This is a genomic window from Stenotrophomonas sp. YJH_SMC_133 (assembly GCF_059370655.1).
Genome location: NZ_JCAFTW010000011.1, coordinates 37,687 through 62,883 on the forward strand (window position 1 = coordinate 37,687; position 25,197 = coordinate 62,883).

At 67.8% G+C, this 25,197-nt stretch carries 25 protein-coding genes; 15 read left to right on the forward strand and 10 right to left on the reverse strand.

The window, feature by feature from the left end; genetic code table 11:
* Positions 1–40: 40 nt before the first annotated feature.
* Entirely contained in the window at positions 41–592 is a 552-nt protein-coding gene (gene sufT / locus AC5P78_RS16080; protein ID WP_012479222.1) for a putative Fe-S cluster assembly protein SufT, read from the reverse strand.
* 122 nt (positions 593–714) lie between these two features.
* Here sufT and AC5P78_RS16085 point away from each other — a divergent pair, with 122 nt between their 5' ends.
* A complete protein-coding gene (locus tag AC5P78_RS16085; RefSeq protein WP_012479221.1) occupies positions 715–1,134 on the forward strand; it encodes a hypothetical protein in 420 nt (139 codons plus the stop codon).
* A gap of 290 nt (positions 1,135–1,424) precedes the next feature.
* Here AC5P78_RS16085 and AC5P78_RS16090 read toward each other — a convergent pair whose 3' ends face one another.
* Positions 1,425–2,885, reverse strand: coding sequence for an NAD(P)(+) transhydrogenase (Re/Si-specific) subunit beta (locus AC5P78_RS16090; protein WP_414498587.1), 1,461 nt, complete (start codon positions 2,883–2,885; stop codon positions 1,425–1,427).
* On the reverse strand, positions 2,882–3,202 hold the full coding sequence (locus AC5P78_RS16095; RefSeq protein WP_005408173.1) for an NAD(P) transhydrogenase subunit alpha part 2: 321 nt from the start codon (positions 3,200–3,202) through the stop codon (positions 2,882–2,884). Before AC5P78_RS16095 ends, AC5P78_RS16090 begins: the two co-directional genes overlap by 4 nt.
* Positions 3,203–3,300: 98 nt before the next feature.
* Here AC5P78_RS16095 and AC5P78_RS16100 point away from each other — a divergent pair, with 98 nt between their 5' ends.
* The 3 genes from AC5P78_RS16100 to AC5P78_RS16110 are packed head-to-tail and all read left to right on the forward strand — an operon-like array spanning position 3,301 to position 4,673.
* Entirely contained in the window at positions 3,301–3,885 is a 585-nt protein-coding gene (locus AC5P78_RS16100) for an RNA polymerase sigma factor (protein WP_495217297.1), read from the forward strand.
* Positions 3,882–4,208 carry a hypothetical protein gene (locus AC5P78_RS16105; protein WP_012479218.1) on the forward strand — a complete coding sequence of 109 codons (327 nt, stop codon included), beginning with the start codon at positions 3,882–3,884 and terminating at the stop codon, positions 4,206–4,208. The genes AC5P78_RS16100 and AC5P78_RS16105 overlap by 4 nt, the downstream gene beginning before the upstream one ends.
* 3 nt (positions 4,209–4,211) lie before the next feature.
* Positions 4,212–4,673, forward strand: a complete 462-nt coding sequence (locus AC5P78_RS16110; protein ID WP_012479217.1) for a DUF3106 domain-containing protein — start codon at positions 4,212–4,214, stop codon at positions 4,671–4,673.
* Between the two features lie 121 nt (positions 4,674–4,794).
* Here the strand turns inward: AC5P78_RS16110 and AC5P78_RS16115 are convergent, their stop codons facing one another.
* Both AC5P78_RS16115 and pacR read right to left on the reverse strand, forming a co-directional pair.
* Positions 4,795–5,874 carry an NAD(P) transhydrogenase subunit alpha gene (locus tag AC5P78_RS16115; protein ID WP_012479216.1) on the reverse strand — a complete coding sequence of 360 codons (1,080 nt, stop codon included), beginning with the start codon at positions 5,872–5,874 and terminating at the stop codon, positions 4,795–4,797.
* Between the two features lie 51 nt (positions 5,875–5,925).
* On the reverse strand, positions 5,926–8,247 hold the full coding sequence (gene pacR / locus AC5P78_RS16120) for a PacR family protein (RefSeq protein ID WP_012479215.1): 2,322 nt from the start codon (positions 8,245–8,247) through the stop codon (positions 5,926–5,928).
* 331 nt (positions 8,248–8,578) lie between these two features.
* Between pacR and AC5P78_RS16125 the strand changes: the two genes are divergently transcribed.
* From AC5P78_RS16125 to AC5P78_RS16140, 4 genes are read left to right on the forward strand one after another with little or no spacing between them, the layout of a single operon-like run.
* Entirely contained in the window at positions 8,579–9,160 is a 582-nt protein-coding gene (locus tag AC5P78_RS16125; protein ID WP_005412319.1) for a nitroreductase family protein, read from the forward strand.
* Positions 9,157–10,092: a 5'-3' exonuclease gene (locus AC5P78_RS16130; RefSeq protein ID WP_495217298.1), complete on the forward strand. Its 936-nt coding sequence runs from the start codon at positions 9,157–9,159 to the stop codon at positions 10,090–10,092. Before AC5P78_RS16125 ends, AC5P78_RS16130 begins: the two co-directional genes overlap by 4 nt.
* A complete protein-coding gene (locus tag AC5P78_RS16135) occupies positions 10,089–10,643 on the forward strand; it encodes an NUDIX hydrolase (protein ID WP_062607743.1) in 555 nt (184 codons plus the stop codon). The genes AC5P78_RS16130 and AC5P78_RS16135 overlap by 4 nt, the downstream gene beginning before the upstream one ends.
* Entirely contained in the window at positions 10,636–11,433 is a 798-nt protein-coding gene (locus AC5P78_RS16140; RefSeq protein WP_062607744.1) for an N-formylglutamate amidohydrolase, read from the forward strand. The genes AC5P78_RS16135 and AC5P78_RS16140 overlap by 8 nt, the downstream gene beginning before the upstream one ends.
* Positions 11,434–11,569: 136 nt before the next feature.
* Here the strand turns inward: AC5P78_RS16140 and AC5P78_RS16145 are convergent, their stop codons facing one another.
* Positions 11,570–12,988 carry an MFS transporter gene (locus AC5P78_RS16145; RefSeq protein WP_088610979.1) on the reverse strand — a complete coding sequence of 473 codons (1,419 nt, stop codon included), beginning with the start codon at positions 12,986–12,988 and terminating at the stop codon, positions 11,570–11,572.
* Between the two features lie 91 nt (positions 12,989–13,079).
* On the opposite strand from AC5P78_RS16145, the gene AC5P78_RS16150 reads away from it, so the two are divergent.
* The gene (locus AC5P78_RS16150; RefSeq protein WP_224481821.1) at positions 13,080–13,979 is read left to right on the forward strand and encodes a LysR family transcriptional regulator; all 900 of its coding nucleotides are present in this window, start codon (positions 13,080–13,082) and stop codon (positions 13,977–13,979) included.
* Between the two features lie 375 nt (positions 13,980–14,354).
* On the opposite strand, the gene pip is transcribed toward AC5P78_RS16150, so the two are convergent.
* Together pip and prmC are read right to left on the reverse strand one after the other, a co-directional pair.
* The gene (gene pip / locus AC5P78_RS16155; protein WP_005408161.1) at positions 14,355–15,296 is read right to left on the reverse strand and encodes a prolyl aminopeptidase; all 942 of its coding nucleotides are present in this window, start codon (positions 15,294–15,296) and stop codon (positions 14,355–14,357) included.
* Between the two features lie 48 nt (positions 15,297–15,344).
* Entirely contained in the window at positions 15,345–16,202 is an 858-nt protein-coding gene (prmC, locus tag AC5P78_RS16160; RefSeq protein WP_005408160.1) for a peptide chain release factor N(5)-glutamine methyltransferase, read from the reverse strand.
* A 297-nt stretch (positions 16,203–16,499) separates the two neighbouring features.
* Here prmC and ahpC point away from each other — a divergent pair, with 297 nt between their 5' ends.
* The 5 genes from ahpC (at position 16,500) to AC5P78_RS16185 (ending at position 21,462) form a co-directional block, all read left to right on the forward strand.
* Positions 16,500–17,063, forward strand: a complete 564-nt coding sequence (gene ahpC, locus AC5P78_RS16165; RefSeq protein ID WP_005408159.1) for an alkyl hydroperoxide reductase subunit C — start codon at positions 16,500–16,502, stop codon at positions 17,061–17,063.
* 223 nt (positions 17,064–17,286) lie between these two features.
* On the forward strand, positions 17,287–18,879 hold the full coding sequence (gene ahpF, locus AC5P78_RS16170) for an alkyl hydroperoxide reductase subunit F (protein ID WP_005408158.1): 1,593 nt from the start codon (positions 17,287–17,289) through the stop codon (positions 18,877–18,879).
* An 85-nt stretch (positions 18,880–18,964) separates the two neighbouring features.
* Positions 18,965–19,927: a LysR substrate-binding domain-containing protein gene (locus AC5P78_RS16175; RefSeq protein ID WP_005412310.1), complete on the forward strand. Its 963-nt coding sequence runs from the start codon at positions 18,965–18,967 to the stop codon at positions 19,925–19,927.
* Positions 19,928–20,050: 123 nt separating this feature from the next.
* On the forward strand, positions 20,051–20,455 hold the full coding sequence (gene rnk / locus AC5P78_RS16180) for a nucleoside diphosphate kinase regulator (protein WP_005408156.1): 405 nt from the start codon (positions 20,051–20,053) through the stop codon (positions 20,453–20,455).
* A gap of 50 nt (positions 20,456–20,505) precedes the next feature.
* Positions 20,506–21,462, forward strand: coding sequence for a transaldolase (locus tag AC5P78_RS16185; RefSeq protein ID WP_005408155.1), 957 nt, complete (start codon positions 20,506–20,508; stop codon positions 21,460–21,462).
* Between the two features lie 736 nt (positions 21,463–22,198).
* Here AC5P78_RS16185 and msrA read toward each other — a convergent pair.
* Both msrA and AC5P78_RS16195 read right to left on the reverse strand, forming a co-directional pair.
* Entirely contained in the window at positions 22,199–22,864 is a 666-nt protein-coding gene (msrA, locus tag AC5P78_RS16190; RefSeq protein WP_049395825.1) for a peptide-methionine (S)-S-oxide reductase MsrA, read from the reverse strand.
* A gap of 30 nt (positions 22,865–22,894) precedes the next feature.
* Entirely contained in the window at positions 22,895–23,158 is a 264-nt protein-coding gene (locus tag AC5P78_RS16195) for a putative signal transducing protein (RefSeq protein WP_005408153.1), read from the reverse strand.
* 259 nt (positions 23,159–23,417) lie between these two features.
* Between AC5P78_RS16195 and AC5P78_RS16200 the strand changes: the two genes are divergently transcribed.
* Positions 23,418–25,166, forward strand: coding sequence for a glutamine--tRNA ligase/YqeY domain fusion protein (locus AC5P78_RS16200; protein WP_049450144.1), 1,749 nt, complete (start codon positions 23,418–23,420; stop codon positions 25,164–25,166).
* Positions 25,167–25,197: the final 31 nt, after the last annotated feature.

Genomic DNA, 25,197 nt, shown 5'->3' on the forward strand with positions numbered 1-25,197 from the left:
TTGCGGGTAGTGCCGGGCCCGCGTCACTGCGGGCCCTGGGTCAAAGCATGCCGGTCTCGAGCCGGGCCGCCTCGGACATCATGTGCTGGTTCCACGGCGGGTCGAACACCAGGTCGACGTCGGCCTCGGCCACCGTCGGGATCATTTCAAGCTTGCTGCGCACGTCGTCGACCAGGATGTCGCCCATCCCACAACCCGGTGCGGTCAGGGTCATCTTCACGTCGATCTCGCGCTGGCCTTCGTCCAGGTGCTTGATCTCGACCTCGTAGACCAGGCCCAGTTCGACGATGTTCACCGGAATTTCCGGGTCGAAGCAGGTGCGCAGCTGCTGCCACACCAGCTGTTCCACCTGTTCATCAGTGGCGTCGGCCGGCAGTTCCAGCGGTGCCGGTGCCTCCTTGCCGATGGCGTCGCCGTCCTTGCCGGCGATGCGGAACAGGTTGCCCTCGACGAACACCGAATAACTGCCGCCCAGCGCCTGGGTGATGTACCCATAGCTGCCGGCGGGCAGGGTCACGGTATCGCCCTGCGGGACCATCACGGCCTCGCAATCGCGCTCGAAGTGGACAGGTTCGCTGCTACGGGAATACATGGGGACCGATATGGGGCCGTGGCCGGGGCCACGCAAGACGGCATTCTAGCCCAGCCGCTCCGGCACCGCCGGTGCACCGCCGCAAACCACAGTATCCTGTGGGTGATCTTCAGGGAGCTTCGATGTCCTCCAATGCCGCGCGTGCCAGGGCCGTGACCTGGCTCTGGCCCATCATGCTGTTGCTGGGCCTGGTTGTTGCTCCCCTTGCCTGGATGGTGCTGGCGCTGATGACCGGCCGGCAGGTCGGCTGGATGGCGGTACTGACCGCCCTGGAACTGGTGTTCATGCTGCGCATGGGTACGCTCGGCCCGGGCCGGCTGCGCATCGTGCTGGTCGTGGTGGGCACCCTGCTGGTGGCCGCCGTGGCCAACTGGACCATCGCCAGCGCCTGGATGGGCGGCTCGATCGGGCTGGACCTGTGGGACGCCACGATGCGGATGGGCCCGCACCTGGCCTGGACCCTGATCACCCTGGCCAATGGCGCGGTGGAGTGGCTGTGGCTGGCCGTGGCCGTGGCCGTAGGCGCCTGGCTGGCGCGCTGAGCGCGCCGGTTGCCACGCCCGCCGGGGACATGCAGGTAGATCCACGCATGCGTGGATGGGATGGTAGTGCCGGCCGCTGGCCGGCAAACGCGTGCGGACCAGGGCCCGCACCCACCCGATGTAGCCGCCACACGTGGATGCGGTAGTGCCGGCCGCTGGCCGGCAAACGCGTGCGGACCAGGGCCCGCACCTACCCGATGCAGCGGCCACGCGTGGATGCGGTAGTGCCGGCCGCTGGCCGGCAAAGGGGTCAAAGCCCATTCCTGCGGAAAGGGATCCGCCCCCGGTCCTCAATGCCCGCCGTCGAGCGCCTTCAACTCGCTGACCAGGGAGGCTGCCGCTTCGGCACCGTCGCCATACAGCATGCGGGTGTTGTCGGCGTAGAACAGCGCATTCTCGATGCCCGCGAAGCCGGTGCCCTTGCCGCGCTTGATCACCACCACGTTGCGCGCATTGACCACGTCCAGCACCGGCATGCCGTAGATCGGGCTGGCCGGATCGGTTCGTGCGACCGGATTGACCACGTCGTTGGCGCCGATCACCAGCACCACGTCGGTGTTGGCGAACTCCGGGTTGATGTCGTCCATGTCCGCGATCAGGTCGTAGGGCACGCCCGCTTCGGCCAGCAGCACGTTCACGTGCCCCGGCATGCGCCCGGCCACCGGGTGGATCGCGAACTTCACCTTCACCCCGCGCTGGCCCAGCCGCTGCGCCAGCTCCCAGATCTTGTGCTGCGCCTGCGCCACGGCCATGCCGTAGCCAGGCACGATCACCACGCGCTCGGCGAAGGCCATCATCGCGGCGACGTCAGCCGCTTCGATCTGCTTCTGCGAGCCGCTGATCGCCTGCGCTTCGCCACCAGCACCACCGCCGAAGTTGGAGAACAGCACGTTGCGGATCGGCCGGTTCATCGCCTTGGCCATCAGACGGGTCAGCAGGATGCCCGCCGCGCCGACCATCATGCCGGCGATGATCAATGCTTCGTTGCCCAGCACGTAACCTTCGAACGACACCGCCAGGCCGGTGAACGCGTTGTACAGCGAGATCACCACCGGCATGTCGGCGCCACCGATCGGCAGCGTCATCAGCACGCCCAGCGTCAGCGCAAGTACGAAGAAGGCAACGATCGCCCAGGTGCTGAGCGTGCTGGCGGCGATGATCGCCAGTACCACCACCGCCAGCGCCACCAGCAGGTTCATCACCTGCTGGCCCGGCCAGGTCACGCGCTTGTCCAGGCGTCCATCCAGCTTGGCCCAGGCGATCACCGAGCCGGACAGCGACACCGCGCCGATCGCTGCGCCGACCACCGCCAGCAGCAGCACCGTGCCCGACGGCTGGCGCGCGGCCAGATCGGCCAGCGCCTGCGCGCTCCAGTGGCTGGTATCGCGGTTGGCAAGGAAAGCGTAGCGCAGCAGCTCCACCGCGCCGATCGCCGCCGCCGAGCCACCGCCCATGCCGTTGTACAGCGCCACCATCTGCGGCATGTCGGTGATGGCAACCTTGCCGGCCGACCACCAGGCCAGGCCCGCGCCGAGCAGCAGCGCCACCAGGATCAGCGGCACGTTGTGCAGTTCGGGAAGGAAGAAAGTGGCCGCCGTGGCCAGCAGCATGCCCAGCCCGGCCCAGCGGATGCCGCTGCGCGCGGTCAGTGGCGAGGCCATGCGCTGCAGGCCCAGCAGGAACAGCGTGGCGGCGACGAGGTAGCTGGCCTTGACCAGCCAGTCGAGCAGTTCGACGGTGCTGATGTTCAAGCCTGCGGCTCCTTCGGCTCGTCCTTGCCGCCCTTGGGCGCGCTCGGCTTGAACATTTCCAGCATGCGCGCGGTAACCACGTAGCCACCGGCGGCATTGCCGGCACCCAGCACCACGGCGAGGAAGCCCAGGGCCTTCTCCAACGGTGTCTGTGCGTGCCCCAGCACCACCATCGCGCCGATCAGCACGATGCCGTGGATGAAATTGGAGCCCGACATCAGCGGGGTATGCAGGATCACCGGCACCCGCGAAATGATCACGTGGCCGGCGATGGCGGCCAGCATGAAGATGTACAGCGCTACGAACCCGTCACTCACTGGCAACGCTCCCGCTCTGTCTTCGTCGGCCCATCATAACCATGGGCTGAACCCGGCGTGCACCCGGCGTCAACCGAAGCGGCGCTCACGCGTTGTCGATGGTGACCCCGAGCGAGGAACCGTACCCTGTGCTGGTGAGCAGCCCCGTCCCCCCGAGCGCCGAGACCGATGCCCTGCCGGCATCGCTGGAAGCGTTCCTGGCCAGCGTCGGCCCGCGCGCGTTCCGCTTCGCCGAGGCCGGCCTGCGCCAGCGCGAAGACGCCATGGACGCGGTGCAGGACGCGCTGCTGCGCATGCTGGACTACGCCGACAAGCCGGCAGCCGAATGGGCGCCGCTGTTCTGGAGCATCCTGCGCCGGCGCGTGATCGACGTGCAGCGCCGGCGCCGCTTCCGCCTGCCGTTCTGGCGCGACAACCAGGACGCGCAAGGCGGCGAGATCGACTGGGCCGATTCCGGCCCGGACCCGGCACAGGCGCATGAACAGCGCCAGCAGTACCAGCAGCTGGTGGACGCGTTGCGCCGCCTGCCCGCCCGCCAGCGCGAGGCCTTCACCCTGCGCGTGCTGCAGGACCTGGACGGGGCCACCACCGCCCGCGCCATGGGCTGCAGCGAAGGCGCGGTAAAAACCCATCTGGCACGCGCCCGGCAGGCGCTGCAGGACTACCTGGAGATCCACCCGTGAACCGCTCCCTGCCTTCCGATGACACCCTGCGCAGCCTGCACGCGCAGTCGCTGCATGCGCTGTCGCCGGCCACACTGGCACGCCTGCGCCAGGCCCGACACGGCGCCAGCGCGACCCGGCACGGGCGCCTGCGCTGGTGGCTGGCCAGCGCCTGTTCACTGGTGGTGGCGCTGGGTATCGGCCTGCAGTTCACTGGCCATGGCACGCTGACGGGCCCCGCGCCGGCACCTGTGCTGGCCTCGGTGGAAGACAACAGCGCGCTCTACGACGAAAATCCCGATCTGTACCTGTGGCTGGGCGATACCGACCTGGCGATGGAGTGAATCATGTCCCGACTGCACACCCTGCCCCTGCTGATGACCCTGTTGCTGCTGCCGGCCCTCCCGGCGCTGGCGCAGAGCGCCGCGCCCGCCCCTGCGGCACGCCCTGCGCCGGCCACGCCGCTGCCGGCCTGGGAACAGTTGAGCGAAGCGCAGCGGGAATCGCTGCTGGCGCCACTGCGCGACCGCTGGAACAGCGCCGATGCCGGCCAGCGCCAGCGCATGCTCTCGCATGGCCAGCGCTGGCAGACGATGAGCCCGGAGGAGCGCGACAAGGCCCGCCGTGGCCTGCGCCGCTTCGAGCACATGAGCCCGGAACAGCGTGAGCAGGCCCGGGCCCTGTTCGGCCAGATGCGGGAACTGCCGCCCGCGCAGCGCGATGCACTGCGCGAGCGCTGGTCGCAGATGACGCCGGAACAACGCAAGGACTGGGTGCGCGACAACCCACCGCCGGCGAAGCCGCGCTGAAACGCCGCGGGGAACGGGGTCAGAGCCCTTTGCTGAGGCAAAGGGATCCGACCCCTGGCAGATTCCGGGAACCAGGGTCAGAGCCCTTTGCCAGAGGCAAAGGGATCTGACCCCATGTCGTTCACGCCTGCCAGCGTGTCTTCGCCAGCAGCTCGTCTTCCCAGTCGAAACCAAGCTGCCCTTCGCGCACGAACAGCGCGACGAAGTTGAGCAGGTTGCGCGCATACATCTCGCTGGCCTGGGTGGCGCCGCGGCTGGCAAGGCCCAGCGGGCCATCGATGGTCACGCCCTGATGCTCGATGCACTGCCCCGGTTGGGTCAGTGCGCAGTTGCCGCCGCTCTCGGCAGCCAGGTCCACGATCACGCTGCCGGTGGCCATGCCCTCCACCATCGCGGCAGTCACGATCGTCGGCGCCGGTCGCCCCGGTACCGCTGCGGTGCAGATCACCACATCCACGCTGCGCAGGTGGTCGGCCAGGCGGCGCTGCTGCTCGGCACGCTCTTCATCGGTCAACGCGCGCGCGTACCCGCCTTCGCCCGCCGCGCTCACCCCCAGGTCGAGGAAGCGCGCGCCCAGCGACTGGATCTGCTCGCGGGTTTCCGGACGCACGTCGAAACCTTCCACCTGTGCACCGAGACGCCGGGCAGTGGCAATGGCCTGCAGCCCCGCCACGCCGGCACCGATCACCAGCACCTTGGCCGGACGCACGGTGCCGGCAGCGGTGGTCAACATCGGGAAGAAACGTGGTGCGCGTTCGGCGGCGATCAGCGCGGCCTTGTAACCGGCCATGCCGGCCTGCGAACTGAGCACGTCCATGGCCTGCGCACGGGTGGTGCGCGGCAGCTGCTGCAGCGGGAACAGGTGCAGGCGGTCATCGGCAGCCAGTGCCGCCAGGCCCGGATCACTGGCCGGGGTCAACAGGCCAACCACGGTGGCACCCGGCTTGAGCTGTTCAAGCACCGCCGCCGGCGGCGCCTGCACGCACAACAGGATGTCGATTTCGGCCCAGCGCCCGGCGTCGAATGCGCGGGCACCGGCGTCGTCATAGGCTGCATCGGTGAAACCTGCGGCCAGACCGGCACCGGCCTCGTACCAGACGGTAATGCCGAGGGCGCCGAGCTTGCGCGCGGTTTCCGGCGTCAGCGCCACGCGCCGTTCGCCCGGCGCGGTCTCCTTGATCCCCAGCAACGCCACGGCCATGCAGGTCCCCGCTGATCGGTGAGTTTTCCCGATCCTAGCAGGCGGCTCCACTCAGTGCAGCGTGGCGCTGCCCGGGTCCAGCCGATCGATCACACCCTGCATCGCGCTGTCGAACGCACCGTCATCCACATGGGCGCGCAGACGTCCCAGCCGCACCATCACCGCCAGTTCCTCCGGCGAGGCCACGCAGAAGCGCACGCCGCGACGGTTGACGAACAGCAGGCGCGAGGAAATCGGGCTGACCCAGGACAGCTTGCCGGCCTGCACCTTGCCGTCCTTGTCGACGAAGTCCAGCCAGTTGCCGATCTCCATGCGACGGAAGCGATCGGCGTCGGCATTGTCGAAATCATCGGCATCGATCTGCCCGCCCAGCTCGACCGCCGGCGATTCGGCCACCGGCGGGGTCGGTAGTGCCACCTGCGGCAGTTCCGGCAGCGCGCGTTGCAGTTCCGGCCGCGATTCGGCAATGCCCTGCAGGGTGTCATGCAGGGCATCGATGGCACCGGTGGCGGCGTCGCCATGCACGCCCACGCTGGCGAACACCTTGGCCAGCACCGGCTGCCAGGCCTGCAGCCACGGCTTGCCGACAATCTGGCGGCGGGCCTCGGCCACTTCCTCCAGCAGCCCGTCGCCCAGGCTCAGCGCTTCGGCCACCGATGCGCCCTCCTCGCCCTCGCGCAGCAGCGCCAGGGTCAGGTGGTGCTGCCATGGCTGGCGCAGGAATTCAGCGATGGCCGGCGGCAGGGTGGCATCACCAATGCGGCGGTCCAGCTCGGCACCGGCACGGGTACGGGCCATTTCCAGCTTTTCCTGGCCACGCTGCGTTTCGGCGGCGCGACGCTCGGCGATTTCCACGCGGCGACGATGCTGCACGAGGAACTCGCGGAATTCTTCTTCCAGGGTCAGGAAGATCGCCAGGTTCTCGTTGAACTCGGCGACCAGGCGCTCGATGATCTCCTCGACCTTGGCCATCAGCATGCGCTCGGCCTGGCTTTCGCCAGTGTTGCCTTCGCAGGCCTCGGCCAGCGAGTTGAGCAGCTTGCGCGCCGGATGGGTCTTCTGCACGAACATGCGGCGGTCGAGCATGGCGACCTTGACGAACGGCACCACCAGGCGGCCGATCAACTCGCGCGAGCGGCCTTCCAGTTCGCGCTCGTCCAGCATCACGTCGAACAGCATGCCCACCAGGTCGATTGCATCCTCGTCCTGCGGGTCCAGCCGGGTCTGGCCCGGGTCGACACCGAGACGGGTGGCGCTGGAAAGCACTTCGCTCTTCAACCGCTGCGCCAACGATTCGCCATCCTCGCCGATCGCTGCACGCAGGGTCGCACTGGGCGTGGCCTGCAGCAGCGACAGCACCGACATCATCTCGCGCTGGCTGAGCGGACGCTGCTGGCCGATCGCCACCTGTGCGGCCGACGTCGCGTCCTCGCGCACGTGGCGGGTCTGCTGCAGCAGTTCGTGCAGCGCCTCCAGCAGCATGCCCTGCTGGCCCGCATGGGCCTCGCCGGTGCCGCTGCCTTCGGCGCCCAGGTGCTGCTGCATGTGGCCACGCCGCTCGGACCAGCGTGCGGCAAAGCGCTGCGCCCAGGCCGGCGCGGCCTGCTCGTCATCACCGAATTCGCCGTCCAGGCCCGAGCCCGGGCGCTGCTCCACCAGGTCATCCAGGCCCGAGGCCATGCGCGGGTCGGGCGCGGCCGATGGCGGACGCCGCGGCGCCCCCATCTGCGACATCACCCCGGCCGCGGCCAGTTGCTCGTCCAGCTTCTCGTAGATGCGACCCACCGGCGCGCGGAGGTCACGCTCGCACAGCTTGATCAGCACCAGGTGCACTTCCGGGGCCAGTTCACAGCCGGCAAAGGCTTCGTGGATGGCCACGCCCAGGTGTTCGGGGCTGATGGGATTATGGTCGGCATCCAGTTCGGCGCCGCCGACCAGACGGCCCAGGCGACGGTCGAGCCGCGCCAGCACCGGCTTGAAGTCACGCAGCAGCACCGTGGCGAAATTGCGCACCGCCAGCCGCGACTCCAGCACGTGCTCGGCCAGCAGGCTCAGGCCATCCTCGGCTGGGCCGGACAGCGTCGATTCGGCCGACATGGGCTCACCACTGGCCAGCGCATCCCAGGCCCGCTGCAGGTGGCCAGAGAAGGCACCGGCAATGTCCTCGCGGCGGCGGCGCAGTTCGCGCATCGCATCCAGGAACAGCAGCTGCGACGAACCGGCATTGCCGGCCCGGTCGAACAGGGCATCGTCGAAGCGCGCCAGTGCCGCGCCAAAGGCCTGGCACAGCGCGGGCAGGACCATGTCCCGGGCACGCTGGAGCTGGGCCGGGTCACGACCCGGCGATCCCATCGGTGTGGGCGCGCTCATCATTCGGGAAGGCTCCCCACCTTCTCTGGTACGACAGACAACGTGGACATCGCGACGACCGGCACACCCCATGTACCGGTACGTCGATGGTAGGCCGGCCAGCCCGTCACGGACAGTGAAACAGTCCTCACTTCAAACCTCATGACCGGCGGCCCGGCAAGGTAGATATCGTAAGCCGTGCAAGGCCTGCGAGGCGAGGGGAAGCGGCCGCCCGTTTCCCGCCAGTGGCATGACGTTCATCACAATTTGGTATTCAAAGGCCAGACGCGACACAGACGGTGTCTTTGACCACCCCGACTATAATCAAACCTTCGTGATGACCGGTTCAGACTCCATGCCCGACCCCGCCGCTCTGCTCGCCTTGGATGCCCGCCGCTCTGTGCCTTCGCGGCAACTGGCCGAGCCCGGCCCGGACCCGGCCACCCTGCAGCGGATGCTGGCTTCGGCAGTGCGCGTGCCCGATCACGGCAAGCGCGTACCGTTCCGCTTCCTGAAGATCGCCGGCGATGCACGTCACACTCTGGGCGACTTCCTGGCCGAGCGCAGCCGCCAACGCGACCCGCATGCGGGCGAGGCCGTGTTCGAGAAGGATCGCCAGCGTTTCAGCCATGCGCCGCTGGTGATCGTGGTGGTGGCCAGCCCGCGCCCGGACCCGAAGGTCCCCGAGCAGGAGCAGCTGATGACCGCCGGCTGCGTCTGCTTCGCCCTGCTGCAGGCCGCACAGGCGCTGGGCTTCGGCGCGCAGTGGCTGACCGCCTGGATGGCCTTCGACCCCGCCGTGCACGCCTACCTGGGCCTGGCCGAGGGCGAAGGCATCGCCGGTTTCATCCATATCGGCACGCCGAAGGCCGCTGTGCCCGAGCGCGAGCGTCCGGACCCTGCCACCCTGCTGCGCGACTGGACGCCTCCGGCATGACCCTGCCGGTACCACCGCCGTCGCTGTACCTGGTCGACGCCAGCATCTATGTGTTCCGCGCGTGGCACTCCCTGCCCGACCAGTACCAGGACGCGCAGGGCTGGCCGACCAATGCCGTGCACGGCTTCGCCCGCTTCCTGCTGGACCTGCTCGAGCGCGAACGCCCGCGTCACATCGCCATCGCCTTCGACGAAGCGCTGGACAGTGGCTTCCGCCACCGCCTGTACCCCGCCTACAAGGCCAACCGCGACCCGGCGCCGGAGGCGCTCAAGCGCCAGTTCGTGCACTGCAAGGCGCTGTGCGCAGCATTGGGCCTCGCCGTTCTGGCCCACCATGAATACGAGGCTGACGACCTGATCGGAAGCGCCCTGCATGTGCATCGTGGCAGCCACCGCGGCGTGATCATCTCCGCCGACAAGGACCTGTCGCAGCTGCTGCTGGATCACGACGAGCAGTGGGACTACGCACGCAACCAGCGCTGGAACGTGGCCGGAGTGAAGGCGCGGCACGGCGTGCACGCGCACCAGATCGCCGACTACCTGGCGCTATGCGGCGATGCGGTGGACAACATTCCCGGCATCAGTGGCGTCGGCAGCAAGTCCGCCGCCGTGCTGCTGGCCCATTTCGGCAGCATGGATGCGCTGTACGAACGCCTGGACGAAGTGCCGTTCCTGCGCCTGCGCGGCGCCGCCCAGATGGCGGTGCGCCTGCGCGAGCAGCGCGAGCACGCCCAGCTCTGGCGCCAGCTGACCACCATCGCGCTGGACGCGCCACTGGAAGGCAGCCAGCCCGGCCTGTTGCGCCAGGCGGCCGATCCCGAGCTGCTCGGCGGCCTGTGCCAGACCCTGCGCTTCGGCCCGATGACCCGCCGCCGGCTGTTCGATGCCGCCGGCGTGCCCGATATTCTTCCCACCCACAGCGAGCCCGCATGAGCCAGCGCAACACCGAAGCCCCGCGTGTCGTCTATGAAGGCAAGTACCAGCGCATGCTGGTGCGCGGCACCTGGGAATACAGCGAACGTACCCACGCCGGTGGCCTGGCCGCGATCATCATCGCCGTCACCCCCGAGGACAACGTGCTGTTCGTAGAGCAGTTCCGCGTGCCGCTGCAGGCACCCACCATCGAGATGCCGGCCGGCCTGGTCGGCGACATCCACGCCGGCGAATCGATCGAAGTCTCGGCCGTGCGCGAACTGGAAGAAGAAACCGGCTGGACCGCCGATCACGCCGAAGTGCTGCTGATCGGCCCGACCTCTTCCGGCGCCAGCAGCGAGAAGATCGCTTTCGTGCGCGCTACCGGCCTGCGCCGCGTTGGCGAGGGCGGTGGTGACGACAGCGAAGACATCATCGTGCACGAGATTCCGCGCAGTGAGGCAGCGGCCTGGCTGGTGCAGAAGATGGGCGAAGGCTACGAGCTGGACGCCAAGCTCTGGGCCGGGCTGTGGATGATCGAGCATCACCTGGACGGACGCCCGCGTGGCTGACGCCGACCTGCACGCGCTGCCGGCGCTGCTCGGCGCCGACGACCCGGCGATCCATACGATCCACCGGCCTCAGGGTGCCTCGCCGTACCTGATGCTGGCCGATCATGCCGGCCAGCAGGTGCCGCGTGCCCTCGCAGGCCTGGGCTTGCCGCAGGCCGAACTGGACCGCCATATCGGCTGGGACATCGGCATTGCCGGCACCACCCGCGCACTGGCCGAACGGCTGGATGCCTGGGCCATCGAACAGACCTATTCGCGGCTGCTGATCGACTGCAACCGCCCGCTGGCCTCGCCGACGCTGATTCCGGAGGTGAGCGACCACACCGTGGTGCCGGGCAATGCCGGGCTGTCGGCGGCACAGCGGCAGCAGCGTATCGATGCGATCCACGCGCCCTACCACGCGCGCATCGACGCGGAACTGGATGCGCGCCGAGATGCCGGCCGCCCCACCCTGCTGGTGATGATGCACAGCTTCACTCCGGCGATGAACGGCGCGCAGCGACCGTGGCATGCCGGCGTGCTGTACCACCAGGACACGCGCTTCGCCCATGCCTTGCTGCAGGCACTGCGCGAGGAAGGCGACCTGGTGGTTGGTGACAATGAACCGTATTCGGTGAGCAGCACCAGCGACTACGCAGTGCCGGTGCATGGCGAAGGCCGCGGGCTGGTGCACGTGGAACTGGAAATCCGCCAGGACCTGATTGCCGATGTGGCTGGGCAGCAGGCGTGGGCGGAGCGGCTGGCGCGGATCTTCAGCGCATTGCAGCCGCAGTTGCTGGCGTTCGGTTGAACGCGCGTGGATCCATTCCGGATCGGTAGTGCCGGCCGCTGGCCGGCAACCTCAATGATCCAACCACCCCGAGGTTGCCGGCCAGCGGCCGGCACCACCGCAGGCGTGGCACATCCACCCACGGCAGCGCCTTCAATCATGCATCGCTGACCGGGCAGACGGTGGCGGCCGATTCGACCGGCGCCGGGCGTAGGCCCAGCGCGATCACCACGCCGAGCGCGGCGAACAACGCGGCGCCGTACTGTGCATTGACCATGCCTTGCAGGGCGTCGGCACTGGTTGCGGCCTGCGTGCCGCGCGCGGCGTTGGCCACCATCACCAGCACCGCCAGTCCCAACGCGCCGCCGATCTGCTGGGCGGTGGCCGCCATGCCGGACGCGACGCCCTGCTGTGCGGCCGGCACTCCCTGCCCGGCCACGATCCACATCGCCGTCCAGCTCATGCCCTGGCCGATGCTGAGCACCACGATGCCCGGCAGCAGCGGCCAGTAGCTGGCACCGTGCGGCATCGCCAGCGCCACCGCGGCAATGCCGATGGCACCGGCGGCGAAGCCCCAGGCCAGTACCTGCCTTGGCGAACGGCGCCGCAGCATGCGTTCGGCAATACGGATGCCGAAGGTGCACACCAACGTCGGCAGCAGGAAGGCCATGCCGGCCTGCAGCGGGCTCCAGCCATAGCCATCCTGGAAGTAGAGCGCCAGGAAGTAGTACTGCACGCCATAGCTGCTCATGAAGGCGAAGGTCAGGCCGAGTGCCGCGCGCAGGCCCGACAGGCGCAACAGCGAAAACTGCATCAGCGGGTCACGGCTGCGTTTTTCGATCTGTACGAACACCGTCAACAGCACGGCTGAAAGCAGCAGGCAGATCAGCGTGGCCGGTGCCGTCCAGCCCCACTCCGGCCCTTGCACCAGGGTAGTGACCAGCAGGCTGCCGCCGGCGGTGACGGTCAGACAACCGGCCAGATCGAAGGAGCGGCCGCGCACCCTTGGACCATCGGACGGCAACCACGCACCGGCTGCGACCGCGCACGCCGTGGCCAGCGGCACGATCACCGCCAGCACCGCCGGCCAGCCGAACGCCTGGGTCAGCACGCCACCCAGCAGCGTGCCCAGCGCCAGGCCCACCGCGCTGGCCATGCTCCAGATCGCCAGCGCGCGGTTGCGCACCGGGCCTTCGGCGTACAGCGTGTTGATCAGTGCCAGCGTGGCGGGGAACAGCAGGGCCGCACCGACGCCCTGCGCGGCGCGCGCGATGATCAACAAGGTGGCATTCGGCGCCAACGCACCGAGCAGCGACGCCAGTGCGAACAGCAGCATGCCCAGCCGGTAGAAACGGCGACGGCCGATCAGGTCGGCGGCGCGACCACCCAGCAGCAGGCTGCCACCGAACGCCACGGTGTAGGCACTGACCACCCACTGCAGCTGCTGCGCGTTGATCTGCAGCGCGCGGCCCATGTCATGGAGGGCGACGAAGATGATGGTGGCGTCCAGGGCGATGATCAGCTGCGCGGTGGCCAGCAGGGTCAGCGCCCAGCGTGGGTACTTGAGAGGGGGCATCGGCGGCGGTGGATCGGTGGGGGAACGCAGTCTCATTGATGCGGGCCAATCAATAAACCCCTGCCCGACCATATCTGTCATGATTTTCGGCATGAATGGATCCTCGTTGGACCTCAATGCGGTGCGCATGCTGGTGCAGGTGGCCGAGGCACGCAGCTTCACCGTCGCTGCCGGGCAGCTGGGCCTGAGCCAGTCCGGCCTGTCGCGCGCGATCGGGCGGCTGGAAGCCACGCTGGGGGTAAAGCTGCTGCAGCGGAACACCCGCAACGTGGCGTTGACCCCGGATGGCCGCCAGTTCGTGGAACAGGTGGCACCGCTGCTGGCCGGCCTCGACGATGCCGAGCGGCAACTGGCCGACCGCCCGTGCACGCCCTCGGGTACGTTGAAGATCAGTGCGCCGTCGATGTTCGGGCGCAAGGTGCTGGTGCCGATGCTGGCGCCATTACTGGAACAGCATCCGCAACTGCAGGTGGAAGCCGTGCTCAGTGACCGCTTGGTCGATCTGGTCGAGGAAGGCTTCGATGCCGCGCTGCGCACCGGCGTCATCGCCGACCAGCGCATCGTCGCGCGGCCATTGCGGCCGCTGCGCTGGGTGACGGTGGCCAGCCCCGCGTATCTGGCCCGCTGTGGCGCACCGGACGATGTGGCCGCGCTGCGGGATCACGCCTGCCTGGCGGTGCGCAACCTGCGCAGTGGCCGGCTGGTGGACTGGCAGTTCCTGCAGGACGGGCAACTGCGCGAGTTCACGCCGCCGACGCGGATGGTGTTCGACAGCGGCGATCCGCTGGTGGAAGCGGCCATCGCCGGCATCGGCATCGTGCAGGTGATGGATTTCGCGGTGGCCGATGCCTTGGCCGACGGCCGCCTTCAGCGCGTGCTGCAGCCGTTCGAGGGCCGCAGCCGCGCGCTGTCACTGATCTACCCACCGTCGCGCCAGCATTCGCCGAAGCTGCAGGTGCTGGCCGACGCATTGCTGGCCGGGGATTGGTAGCGCCGGCCGCTGGCCGGCGCCTGCAGGAATCCACCCGTTTCAGGTTTGCCGGCCAGCGGCCGGCACTACCAGGCTGTGGTAGATCCGCGCCACGCGTGGACGAGGGTTGGTAGCGCCGCGCATGGCCCGGCGCAACCGGTGCGGCGTTGCCGGCCAGCGGCCGGCACTACCAGGCTGTGGTCGATCCACGCCATGCGTGGACGAGGGTTGATAGCGCCGCGCATGGCCCGGCGCTACCGGTGCGGCGTTGCCGGCCAGCGGCCGGCACTACCAGGTTGTGGTAGATCCACGCCATGCGTGGATGAGGGTTGGTAGCGCCGGGCATCGTCCGGCGCTACCGATGAGGCGTTGCCGGCCAGCGGCCGGCACTACCGATCAGGCGAAGCTATCGGTAGCGCGTACCAGCGCGTCCACGTTCTCGGCCTCGAACGCCGAATGGCCCGAGGCCGGGGTGATTTCCAGCTTCGCCTTCGGCCAGACCTTGGTCAGGTCCCAGGCGTTGGCCAGCGGGCAGACCACGTCGTAGCGGCCGTGCACGATCACGCCGGGAATATCGGCGATGCGGTGCGCGTCGCGCAGCAGCTGGTCTTCCACCTCGAAGAAGCCGCCGTTGACGAAGTAGTGGTTCTCGATGCGGGCAAAAGCCAGTGCGAAGTGCGGGTCTTCGTGGCTGTTGATGAAGTCATCATCGACATGCAGGAAGCTGGTCGCGCCTTCCCACACCGCCCACGCCTTGGCCGCTTCCAGGCGGGTGGCTTCGTCGTCGCTGGTCAGGCGGCGGTGGAAGGCCGAGATCAGGTCATGGCGCTCCACCGACGGGATCGGCTTGAGGTAGTGCTCCCACGCATCCGGGAACAGGCGGTTGGCGCCTTCCTGGTAGAACCATTCCAGCTCCCAGCGGCGCAGCATGAAGATGCCGCGCAGGACCAGTTCGGTCACGCGCTGCGGATGGGTTTCGGCATAGGCCAGCGCCAGGGTCGAACCCCAGCTGCCACCGAACACCTGCCAGCGATCGACCTTGAGGTGTTCGCGCAGCTTCTCGATATCGGCAACAAGGTCCCAGGTGGTGTTGTCCACCAGGTCGGCGTGCGGGGTGGAACGGCCGGCACCGCGCTGGTCGAACAGGATGATGCGGTACTTGGACGGGTCGTGGAACTGGCGCATCTTGTCGCTGCAGCCACCGCCCGGGCCACCGTGCAGCATCACCACCGGCTTGCCGTCCGGGTTGCCGCACTGCTCGAAGTACAGCGTGTGGCGGTCGTCGACCTTCAGGGTGCCGACGTCATAGGGGGTGATGGCGGGGTACAGCGTACGCATGCTTGCAGCTCCAGGGTGATGCCCTGCCGTGGCAGGAGAACCTCCATTCTAGGCCGGACGCCGGCCCAGGGTGATGCGGTCGCGCTGCTCCAGATCCTGCACGGTCTGCACCTCGGCAAACCCCGCCGCGTCGAACAGCGCGCGGATCGCCTCGCCCTGGTCCCAACCGTGCTCGATCAGCAGCCAGCCGCCGGGCAGCAGGTGGGCCTGGCCACCGTCGACGATGCGGCGGATGTCGTCCAGGCCATCCGGACCCGAGGCCAGTGCGGTGGCCGGCTCGAAGCGCAGGTCACCCCGCTCCAGATGCGGATCGTCGCTGGCGATGTACGGCGGGTTGCTGGCAATCAGATCAAAACGCGCGCCCTGCAGCGGTGCATACCAGTCGTGCCCGCCTTCAGCGAAGCGGACGTTGCGCAGATCATGGCGGGCGGCATTGCGCGCGGCCACGGCCAGCGCGCCCGGGCTGGCGTCGGTGGCCAGCACCTGCGCCTGCGGCCGTTCGCTGGCCAGTGCCAGTGCAATCGCACCACTGCCGGTGCCCAGGTCGGCCAGCTGCAGCGACTGGTCTGGCGGCAGGCGCTCCAGCGCCAGCTCGACCAGCAGCTCGGTTTCCGGACGCGGGATCAGCGTGGCCGGGTCGACCTCCAGGTCCAGCGTCCAGAATCCGCGACGGCCGGTCAGGTAGGCCACCGGCTCACCGGCCACGCGGCGGGCCAGCAACGCCTCGAAGGCGGCCTGGTCATTGGCGGCCAGCGGATCGGTGGCGTGGGCGAACAGCCAGCTGCGCGGGCGGTCCAGTACGTGCAGCAGCAGCAGTTCAGCCTCGTGGCGGGCCTCGATGCCGCCGAGACGGGCACTGGCCTCAGCCACGGTCTGGCGCAGGGAGGGTTCGGTTTGGAAAGACATGCCGCAATTGTAGAGCCGCAGTCGAGCGTGGCTCGACACTGCAAAAAGCTGCAATCCGTTCAGGTTCTGCCGGAGGGAATAAGGAGGGGCTATCGGCCCCTTTCCGCGCCTCCGGGAGATTTCCCTTGTCACACAGCCAGTTGCAGGATGGGAGCGGCAGGGTTCAGTGCCTGCTCATGACCAAATGATAGACTACATCTATCAAATAGATGCAATCAATGGATTGTTCTTATCGCCAGTGAGTCGGTAACCTAGCTCCTGTCGATTCACCCACTCCCCTTCACCAGAGGAAAAACGATGTCCCTGATCAACACCCAGATCCAGCCGTTCGAAGCCAACGCTTACCACAATGGCGAGTTCATCAAGGTTTCCGACGCCAGCCTGAAGGGCCAGTGGTCCGTCCTGATCTTCATGCCGGCCGCCTTCACCTTCAACTGCCCGACCGAGATCGAAGACGCGGCTGACCATTACGCCGAGTTCAAGAAGGCTGGCGCCGAGGTCTACATCGTCACCACCGATACCCACTTCTCGCACAAGGTGTGGCACGAAACCTCGCCGGCCGTCGGCAAGGCCCAGTTCCCGCTGGTCGGCGACCCGACCCACCAGCTGACCAACGCCTTCGGCGTGCACATTCCGGAAGAAGGCCTGGCGCTGCGCGGCACCTTCATCATCAACCCGGAAGGCGTGATCAAGACCCTGGAGATCCACTCCAACGAGATCGCCCGTGACGTTTCCGAGACCCTGCGCAAGCTGAAGGCTGCCCAGTTCACCGCCGCCAACCCGAACCAGGTGTGCCCGGCCAAGTGGAAGGAAGGTGAGAAGACCCTGACCCCGTCGCTGGACCTGGTCGGCAAGATCTAACGCAGTACCCGCCTGCCGTGGCCCCACGCCACGTCGCGCCCTTCATCCCCATGCCGGTGCCCTACCGGCGTGGGGGTGAACCCAAGACAGCCAACGCTCGCCCGCCTTGGCCAGCCAGCCCCTTCCACGGTCGCTGTCTTGGGTTCACCCCTACCCCCAGCTGGTCCGCTACCTTGTACAGCGGTGCCACGCCCCCTGTTTGCCTGAAGCCAGGAGAAGACCGATGTTGGACGCCAACCTGCAGTCGCAGCTGAAGACCTATCTGGAGCGCGTGACCCGCCCGATCCAGATCACTGCGCACGCCGACGACGGCGCCAAGTCGCAGGAGATGCTGGAACTGCTGCAGACCCTGGAAAGCCTGTCGGACAAGATCTCGCTGCAGGTGCTGCGCGATGGCCAGGGCCGCGTGCCGTCCTTCGACCTGGGCACCCCGGGCCAGGACATCCATCTGACCTTCGCCGGCCTGCCGATGGGCCATGAGTTCACCTCGCTGGTGCTGGCGCTGCTGCAGGTGGGCGGTCATCCGTCCAAGGCCACCGCCGAGCTGATCGAGCAGGTGCAGAACCTGGAAGGCGAGTACAGGTTCGAAACCTACTTCTCGCTGTCCTGCCAGAACTGCCCGGACGTGGTGCAGGCGCTGAACCTGGCGGCGGTGCTCAACCCGCGCATCCAGCACGTGGCCATCGACGGTGCCCTGTTCCAGGACGAAGTCGAGAAGCGCGAGATCATGTCGGTGCCGACCGTGTACCTCAACGGCGAAGTGTTCGACCAGGGCCGCATGACCCTCGAGCAGATCGTGGCCAAGCTGGACACCAATGCCAGCAAGCGCGATGCCGAGAAGATCGCCGCCAAGGACGCCTTCGACGTGCTGGTGGTGGGCGGTGGCCCGGCCGGTGCTGCAGCGGCGATCTACGCCGCACGCAAGGGCATCCGCACCGGCATCGCCGCCGAGCGTTTCGGCGGCCAGGTGCTGGACACCATGGCGATCGAGAACTTCATTTCGGTGAAGGAGACCGAAGGCCCGAAGCTGGCCACGGCACTGGAACAGCACGTGCGCGAGTACGAGGTGGACATCATGAACCTGCAGCGCGCCAGTGCGCTGGTGCCGGCCGGCGAAGACGGCCTGGTGCAGGTGCAGCTGGAGAACGGCGCGGTGCTGAAGTCGCGCTCGGTGATCCTGTCCACCGGCGCGCGCTGGCGGCAGATGAACGTGCCGGGCGAAGACCAGTACCGCAACAAGGGCGTGGCCTACTGCCCGCACTGCGATGGCCCGCTGTTCAAGGGCAAGCGCGTGGCGGTGATCGGCGGCGGCAACTCCGGCGTGGAAGCGGCCATCGATCTGGCCGGCATCGTGTCGCATGTAACCCTGCTGGAGTTCGATTCCAGCCTGCGCGCCGATGAAGTGCTGCAGAAGAAGCTGCGCAGCCTGGCCAATGTCACCGTGCTGACCAGCGCACAGACCACCGAAGTGCTGGGTGACGGCAGCCGTGTCACCGGCCTGGTCTACAAGGACCGCGTCGGCGGCGACGCCCACCGCGTCGAGCTGGAAGGCATCTTCGTGCAGATCGGCCTGCTGCCCAACACCGAGTGGCTGAAGGATGTGGTGGCGCTGTCGCCGCGTGGCGAGGTCGTCATCGACGACCGCGGCCAGACCAACCTGCCGGGTGTGTTCGCTGCTGGCGATTGCACGACGGTACCCTACAAGCAGATCATCATTGCCATGGGCGCCGGTTCGACCGCCGCACTGAGCGCGTTCGACCACCTGATCCGCTCGTCGGTGAGCAACAGCAGCGGTGCCGTTGCTGAAGCGGCCTGATCCACCGTTCCCAGATCACCGGGAACATTGTCTGCCTGTCGGGTAACCATGCCGTCAGCCGGTCCGTTACCCCTGGGGTGTAAGGATGAACCTACGTGATCTGAAGTACCTGGTAGCCCTGGCCGACCACAAGCATTTCGGCCGGGCTGCCGCCTCCTGCTTTGTCAGCCAGCCCACGCTGTCCACCCAGATCCGCAAGCTGGAAGAGGAACTGGGCCTGCCGCTGGTGGAACGCGCACCGCGCAAGGTGATGCTGACCCCGGCCGGCCAGGAAGCGGCGGCACGGGCACGGGTGATCGTGTCCGAAGTGGAGCAGCTGAAGGAAGCGGCGCGACGCAGCCGCGACCCGGAAGCCGGGACGGTGCGCCTGGGGATCTTCCCGACCCTCGGTCCGTACCTGCTGCCGCATGTGATCCCACGCATCCGCGAGCGCTTCCCGGAGCTGGAACTGCTGCTGGTCGAGGAAAAGAGCGATGTGCTGCTGGACCGCCTGCGCGAAGGCAAGCTGGACGCCGCGCTGCTGGCGCTGCCGGTAATCGACGACCAGCTGCACGCCGAGTTCCTGTTCGAGGAACCGTTCCTGCTGGCGGTGTCCGGGCGCCACCCGCTGGCCCGCCGCGAACACCTGGATGTGCAGGAACTGGCCACGCAGAAGCTGCTGCTGCTGGAAGATGGCCACTGCCTGCGCGACCAGGCGCTGGAAGTGTGCCGCCTGTTCGGCGCCAACGAGAAGTCCGAGTTCCGCGCCACCAGCCTGGAGACGCTGCGGCAGATGGTTGCCGCCGACGTCGGCATCACCCTGCTGCCCAGCCTGTCGGTGCAGCCGCCGGTGCCGCGATCGAACAACATCCGCCTGCTCGACTTCACCGGCGAGGGCCGTCCCAGCCGTCGCATCGCCATGATCTGGCGCCGCAGCTCGGCCATGAACGACTTCCTGATGGAACTGGCCGACCAGTTCAAGCGCCTGCCGCAGGCGCTGTTCACCCTTGATGCGGTGAATGCCACCGGCGAAGCGACTGCTCTGCCCGGCCCCGCCCTGAACGGCTGAACCCCCACAGCACCGGCCTGGAATCGGCAGGAGTCGATTCCGGCCGCATTTGTCCCCACAATACAGACAGGCGGCGCCAGCAGGTGCCGCCTTTTGCATGGCTTTCAACCAAGGAGCTTCACCATGAGTACCGCCAGCGGCCTGCCGCCGTCGATCACCGTTTCCACCTTCGACATGGACCGCCTGGACGCCATGCTCGAATCCCCTGCGCTGAGCCAGACGCCTGCCGCGCTCGCGCTTGCTGAAGAACTCAACCGGGCCACCGTGCTGGCACCGGACCAGATTCCCGAAGGCATCGTCATGATGCATTCGCGCGTGGAGTGCGAAGATGAAGTGTCGGGCGAGAAGCACGTCCTGACCCTGGTCTTCCCCCGCGAAGCCAACGTCGATGAAGGCAAGGTTTCCGTGCTGGCCCCGGTCGGCAGTGCCCTGCTCGGCCTTTCGATCGGCCAGAGCATCGACTGGAACGCGCCCGGCGGCCGCAAGCTGCGCCTGCGCGTGACCGCGGTCCACAACGACCGCCCCTGATTACCGCTGCGCACCGCGCGCGATTCGATCCCCCTGCACCAGGAGCCGTAATGAGTACCCCGTCCAAACTGTCCCAGCTGCGCGAACTGTCCGTGGTCGTTGCCGATACCGGTGACTACGAGGCGATCAAGCGCCTGCAGCCGGTGGACTGCACCACCAATCCGACCCTGGTAAAGAAGGCGCTGGACCTGCCGGTCTACGCCGAGCTGATCGAACGCGAACTGGCCTGGGGCCGCCAGCAGAGTGGCGACCGCGAAGCCGTGGTGCACGCCGTGGCCGACCGCCTGACCATCGGCGTCGGCGCGCTGCTGAGCACGCTGGTGCCGGGCCGCGTGTCCACCGAAGTGGACGCCGACCAGGCCCACGACACCGCCGCCACCGTGGCCAAGGCCCGCCAGTTCATCCAGATGTACGCCGATGCCGGCGTGCCGCGCGAGAAGATCCTGATCAAGATCGCCGCGACCTGGGAAGGCGTGGAAGCCGCGCGCATCCTGCAGGCCGAGGGCATCGACTGCAACCTGACCCTGATCTTCAACCCGACCCAGGCGCTGGCCTGCAGCGAAGCCGGCGCGTTCCTGATCTCGCCGTTCGTCGGTCGTATCCTCGATTGGTACGTGGCCAACGGCCAGACCCCGGCCACCATCGACGAAGACCCGGGCGTGAAGTTCGTGCGTGGCGTGTATGCCGAATTCAAGCGCCGCGGTTCGCCGACGGTGGTGATGGGTGCCTCGTTCCGTTCGACCGCGCAGATCGAAGCGCTGGCCGGCTGCGACCGCCTGACGATTTCTCCGGACCTGCTGGAGAAGCTGGACGCTGACCACGGCGAGCTGCCGCGCAAGCTGGTGGCCGGTGCAGCGGACGGCGCGGCGGTGACCCCGATCGATGCGGCGAAGTTCGCGGCGGACCTGGCGGCCGATCCGATGGCCACCGAGAAGCTGGCGACCGGCATCGAGGCGTTTGCCAAGGATCTGGAAGCACTGCGCGAGCGGATCCGCGCGGCACTGTGATTCCGGCCAACGGCTGAGCCCCTCGTGGCGGGTCGGTAGAGTCGAGCTTGCTCGACTGACTGCTAGAGCAAAAGCCGCGCTGGGTCGGGCGGGTTGGGTTCGCGGGGGACGCCGTGAACCCGTCCATGGGGGCTTGGCCGCGGCATCCATGCCGCGGACACCCCCGCGAACCCAACCCGCCCGCCCTCTGACAATTTCCTGCGGCCGCCCGCCACGGAAGAAAGAAAGAAGAGCAACAGTGGGTCGCGCGCTTCGCTTGCTCGGAGCCGAGCATGGCTATGCCGGTCGTCCTGACCGGCACCCTCCGGGCCGTCGCGCAAGCGACGTTGGCAGCGGCTCCTGCCGCTGCCTTCAGCTCTACAGAAAGCACTGCAGGATCAAACAAAAAGGACGCGGCGAACGCCGCGTCCTTTTTGTTTTTCTTCAGTTCGTCAGTAACCAATGCTCTCGCCCACCGTCACCGGAAAACTGTCGAAGGTGGGACGGGTGCAGATGGCGGGACCGTCCACGGCATGGATGCCGTGGCCGAGCCCCCAAGGACGGGTTTACGGCGTGTCCCGCCATCTGCACCCGTCCCGCCAAACTCACAGCAAACCAGAGCCGCTTGGCTTTGGCTTTGGCTTTGGCTTTGGCTTTGGCTTTGGCTTTGGCTTTGGCTTTGGCTTTGGCTTTGGCTTTGGCTTTGGCCTTGGCTTTCAGCCGTTGACGTTGCCCGCCGCAGGCGGACCACCGCGCGTCAGCGCGGCGCCTCCACATCCAACCCGATCGGGCAGCTCACGCCGGTGCCGCCGATGCCGCAGTAGCCGTTCGGATTCTTCGCCAGGTACTGCTGGTGATAGTCCTCGGCGTAGTAGTACGCCGGTGCCGGGTACACGATCTCGGTGGTGATCGGGGCGTAGCCGGCCGCATCCAGCTGCGCCTGGTAGGCCTCGCGGCTGGCCAGCGCGGCCTTGTACTGGGCTTCGTCGGTGGTGTGGATCGCCGAGCGGTACTGGGTGCCGGTGTCGTTGCCCTGGCGCATGCCCTGGGTCGGGTCGTGGCTCTCCCAGAACAGCTGCAACAAGCGCTCCAGGCTCACCACCGCCGGGTCGAACACCACCTGCACCACTTCGGTGTGGCCGGTCAGGCCCGAACAGACCTCTTCATAGGTCGGGTTCGGGGTGATGCCCCCGGCATAGCCCACCGAGGTGCTGTACACGCCCGGTTCGCTCCAGAACTTGCGCTCGGCGCCCCAGAAGCAGCCCAGCGCGAAACGGATCTGCTGCAGGCCGGCAAAACGGTCCTTCAGCGGATGGCTGTTCACGAAGTGCTGGTTGCTGTGCAGCGGCAGCGGCTGGTCACGCCCCGGCAGCGCCTCTTCCGGGCGTGGCAGGCGCTGCTTGAAGGCGCCGATGCCGAGGATGCCCTGGCCAATTCCCAACATGATGCGCTCCTACGCCGGAAGTCCGGCTATGTCGTCTGCATCTGAAATGGGGGCGTCCGGCGCGTGGCCCAAGTCCAGCGCCGCCACGATGTCCTCGGCCTGCGGGCGTGCCGCATCGGGGATTCCCACCCGCAGCACACCGAACAGCGGCAGCTCGCCCATGCCGCCCAGCAGCTGCTCGCCAAACACGAAGGCCGGGATGCCGGCATCTTCCAGCGCGTGCTTGACCAGGTGGGCGTCGAACAGGTTGTCGGCCTTGTACACGATGTGCATGCGGCGGCTCCGTGGGACAGGGTTCCAGCATACGCCCGGAAGCTGAATGGTGGTGGTGACGGCGCATGACCGTTCTGCCGGCCAGCGGCCGGCACTACCCATCCACCTTCCGGTAGCGCCGGCAGCGGGCCGGCGGAATGTGGATCGCCGTGCAGTTGGGTAGTGCCGGCCGCTGGCCGGCATCCCCACACCCCACCGGGCAGCCCTGCCCCGTACGCGCTAGACTGTTGGTCTTTCTGCCCTTTTTCGCCCCAGACTCATGTCCGAGCACACCCCCGCCAGCCCCGAGACCCCCGCCGACAGCCACGAGAAGCGCGATTTCATCCGCCAGATCGTGCGCGAGGACCTGGCCAGCGGAAAGCACCAGGCGATCAAGACCCGCTTCCCGCCGGAGCCGAACGGCTACCTGCACATCGGCCATGCCAAGTCGATCTGCCTGAACTTCGGCATCGCCGGCGAATTCAGCGGCGTCTGCAACCTGCGCTTCGACGACACCAACCCGGCCAAGGAAGACCCGGAATACGTGGCCGCGATCCAGGACGACGTGCGCTGGCTGGGCTTCGAGTGGAACGAGCTGCGCCATGCTTCGGACTACTTCCAGGCCTATTACCTGGCCGCCGAGAAGCTGATCGAACAGGGCAAGGCCTATGTCTGCGACCTGTCGGCCGAGGAAGTGCGCGCCTACCGCGGCACCCTGACCGAACCGGGCCGCCCGTCGCCGTGGCGCGACCGCAGCGTCGAGGAAAACCTCGATCTGTTCCGCCGCATGCGTGCCGGTGAGTTCCCGGATGGCGCGCGCACCCTGCGCGCGAAGATCGACATGGCCAGCGGCAACATCAACCTGCGCGATCCGGCGCTGTACCGCATCAAGCACGTCGAGCACCAGAACACCGGCAACGCGTGGCCGATCTACCCGATGTACGACTTCGCCCACGCGCTGGGTGATTCGATCGAGGGCATCACCCACTCGCTGTGCACGCTGGAGTTCGAAGACCACCGCCCGCTGTACGACTGGTGCGTGGACAACGTCGATTTCGCCCATGACGATGCGCTGACCCAGCCGCTGGTCGATGCCGGCCTGCCGCGCGAAGCCGCCAAGCCGCGCCAGATCGAGTTCTCGCGTCTGAACATCAACTACACGGTGATGAGCAAGCGCAAGCTGATGGCGCTGGTCACCGAGCAGCTGGTGGACGGCTGGGAAGACCCGCGCATGCCGACCCTGCAGGGCCTGCGTCGCCGTGGCTACACCCCGGCCGCGATGCGCCTGTTCGCCGAGCGCGTGGGCATCAGCAAGCAGAATTCGCTGATCGACTTCAGCGTGCTGGAAGGCGCGCTGCGCGAAGACCTGGACAGCGCCGCGCCGCGCCGCATGGCAGTGGTCGATCCGGTCAAGCTGGTGCTGACCAATCTGCCTGAGGGCCATGAAGAACAGCTGACCTTCAGCAACCACCCGAAGGACGAGAGCTTCGGCAGCCGCGAAGTGCCGTTCGCACGTGAAGTGTGGATCGACCGCGAGGACTTCGCCGAAGTGCCGCCGAAGGGCTGGAAGCGTCTGGTGCCGGGTGGCGAAGTGCGCCTGCGCGGCGCCGGCATCATCCGCTGCGACGAAGTGATCAAGGATGCCGGCGGCACCATCACCGAGCTGCGCGGCTGGCTGGATCCGGAATCGCGTCCGGGCATGGAAGGCGCCAACCGCAAGGTCAAGGGCACCATCCACTGGGTCAGCGCCGTGCATGGCGTGCCGGCCGAGATCCGCCTGTACGACCGCCTGTTCTCGGTGCCGAACCCGGATGATGAATCGGAAGGCAAGACCTACCGCGATTATCTCAATCCGGAATCGCGCCGCACCGTCACCGGCTATGTCGAGCCGGCCGCGGCCAGCGCCGCGCCGGAGCAGTCGTTCCAGTTCGAACGTACCGGCTACTTCGTCGCCGACCGCCGCGACCACACCGAAGCCAAGCCGGTGTTCAACCGCAGCGTGACCCTGCGCGATACCTGGTCGGCCTGAGGACCTGCGCGGGCGCCAGCACGGCGCCCGC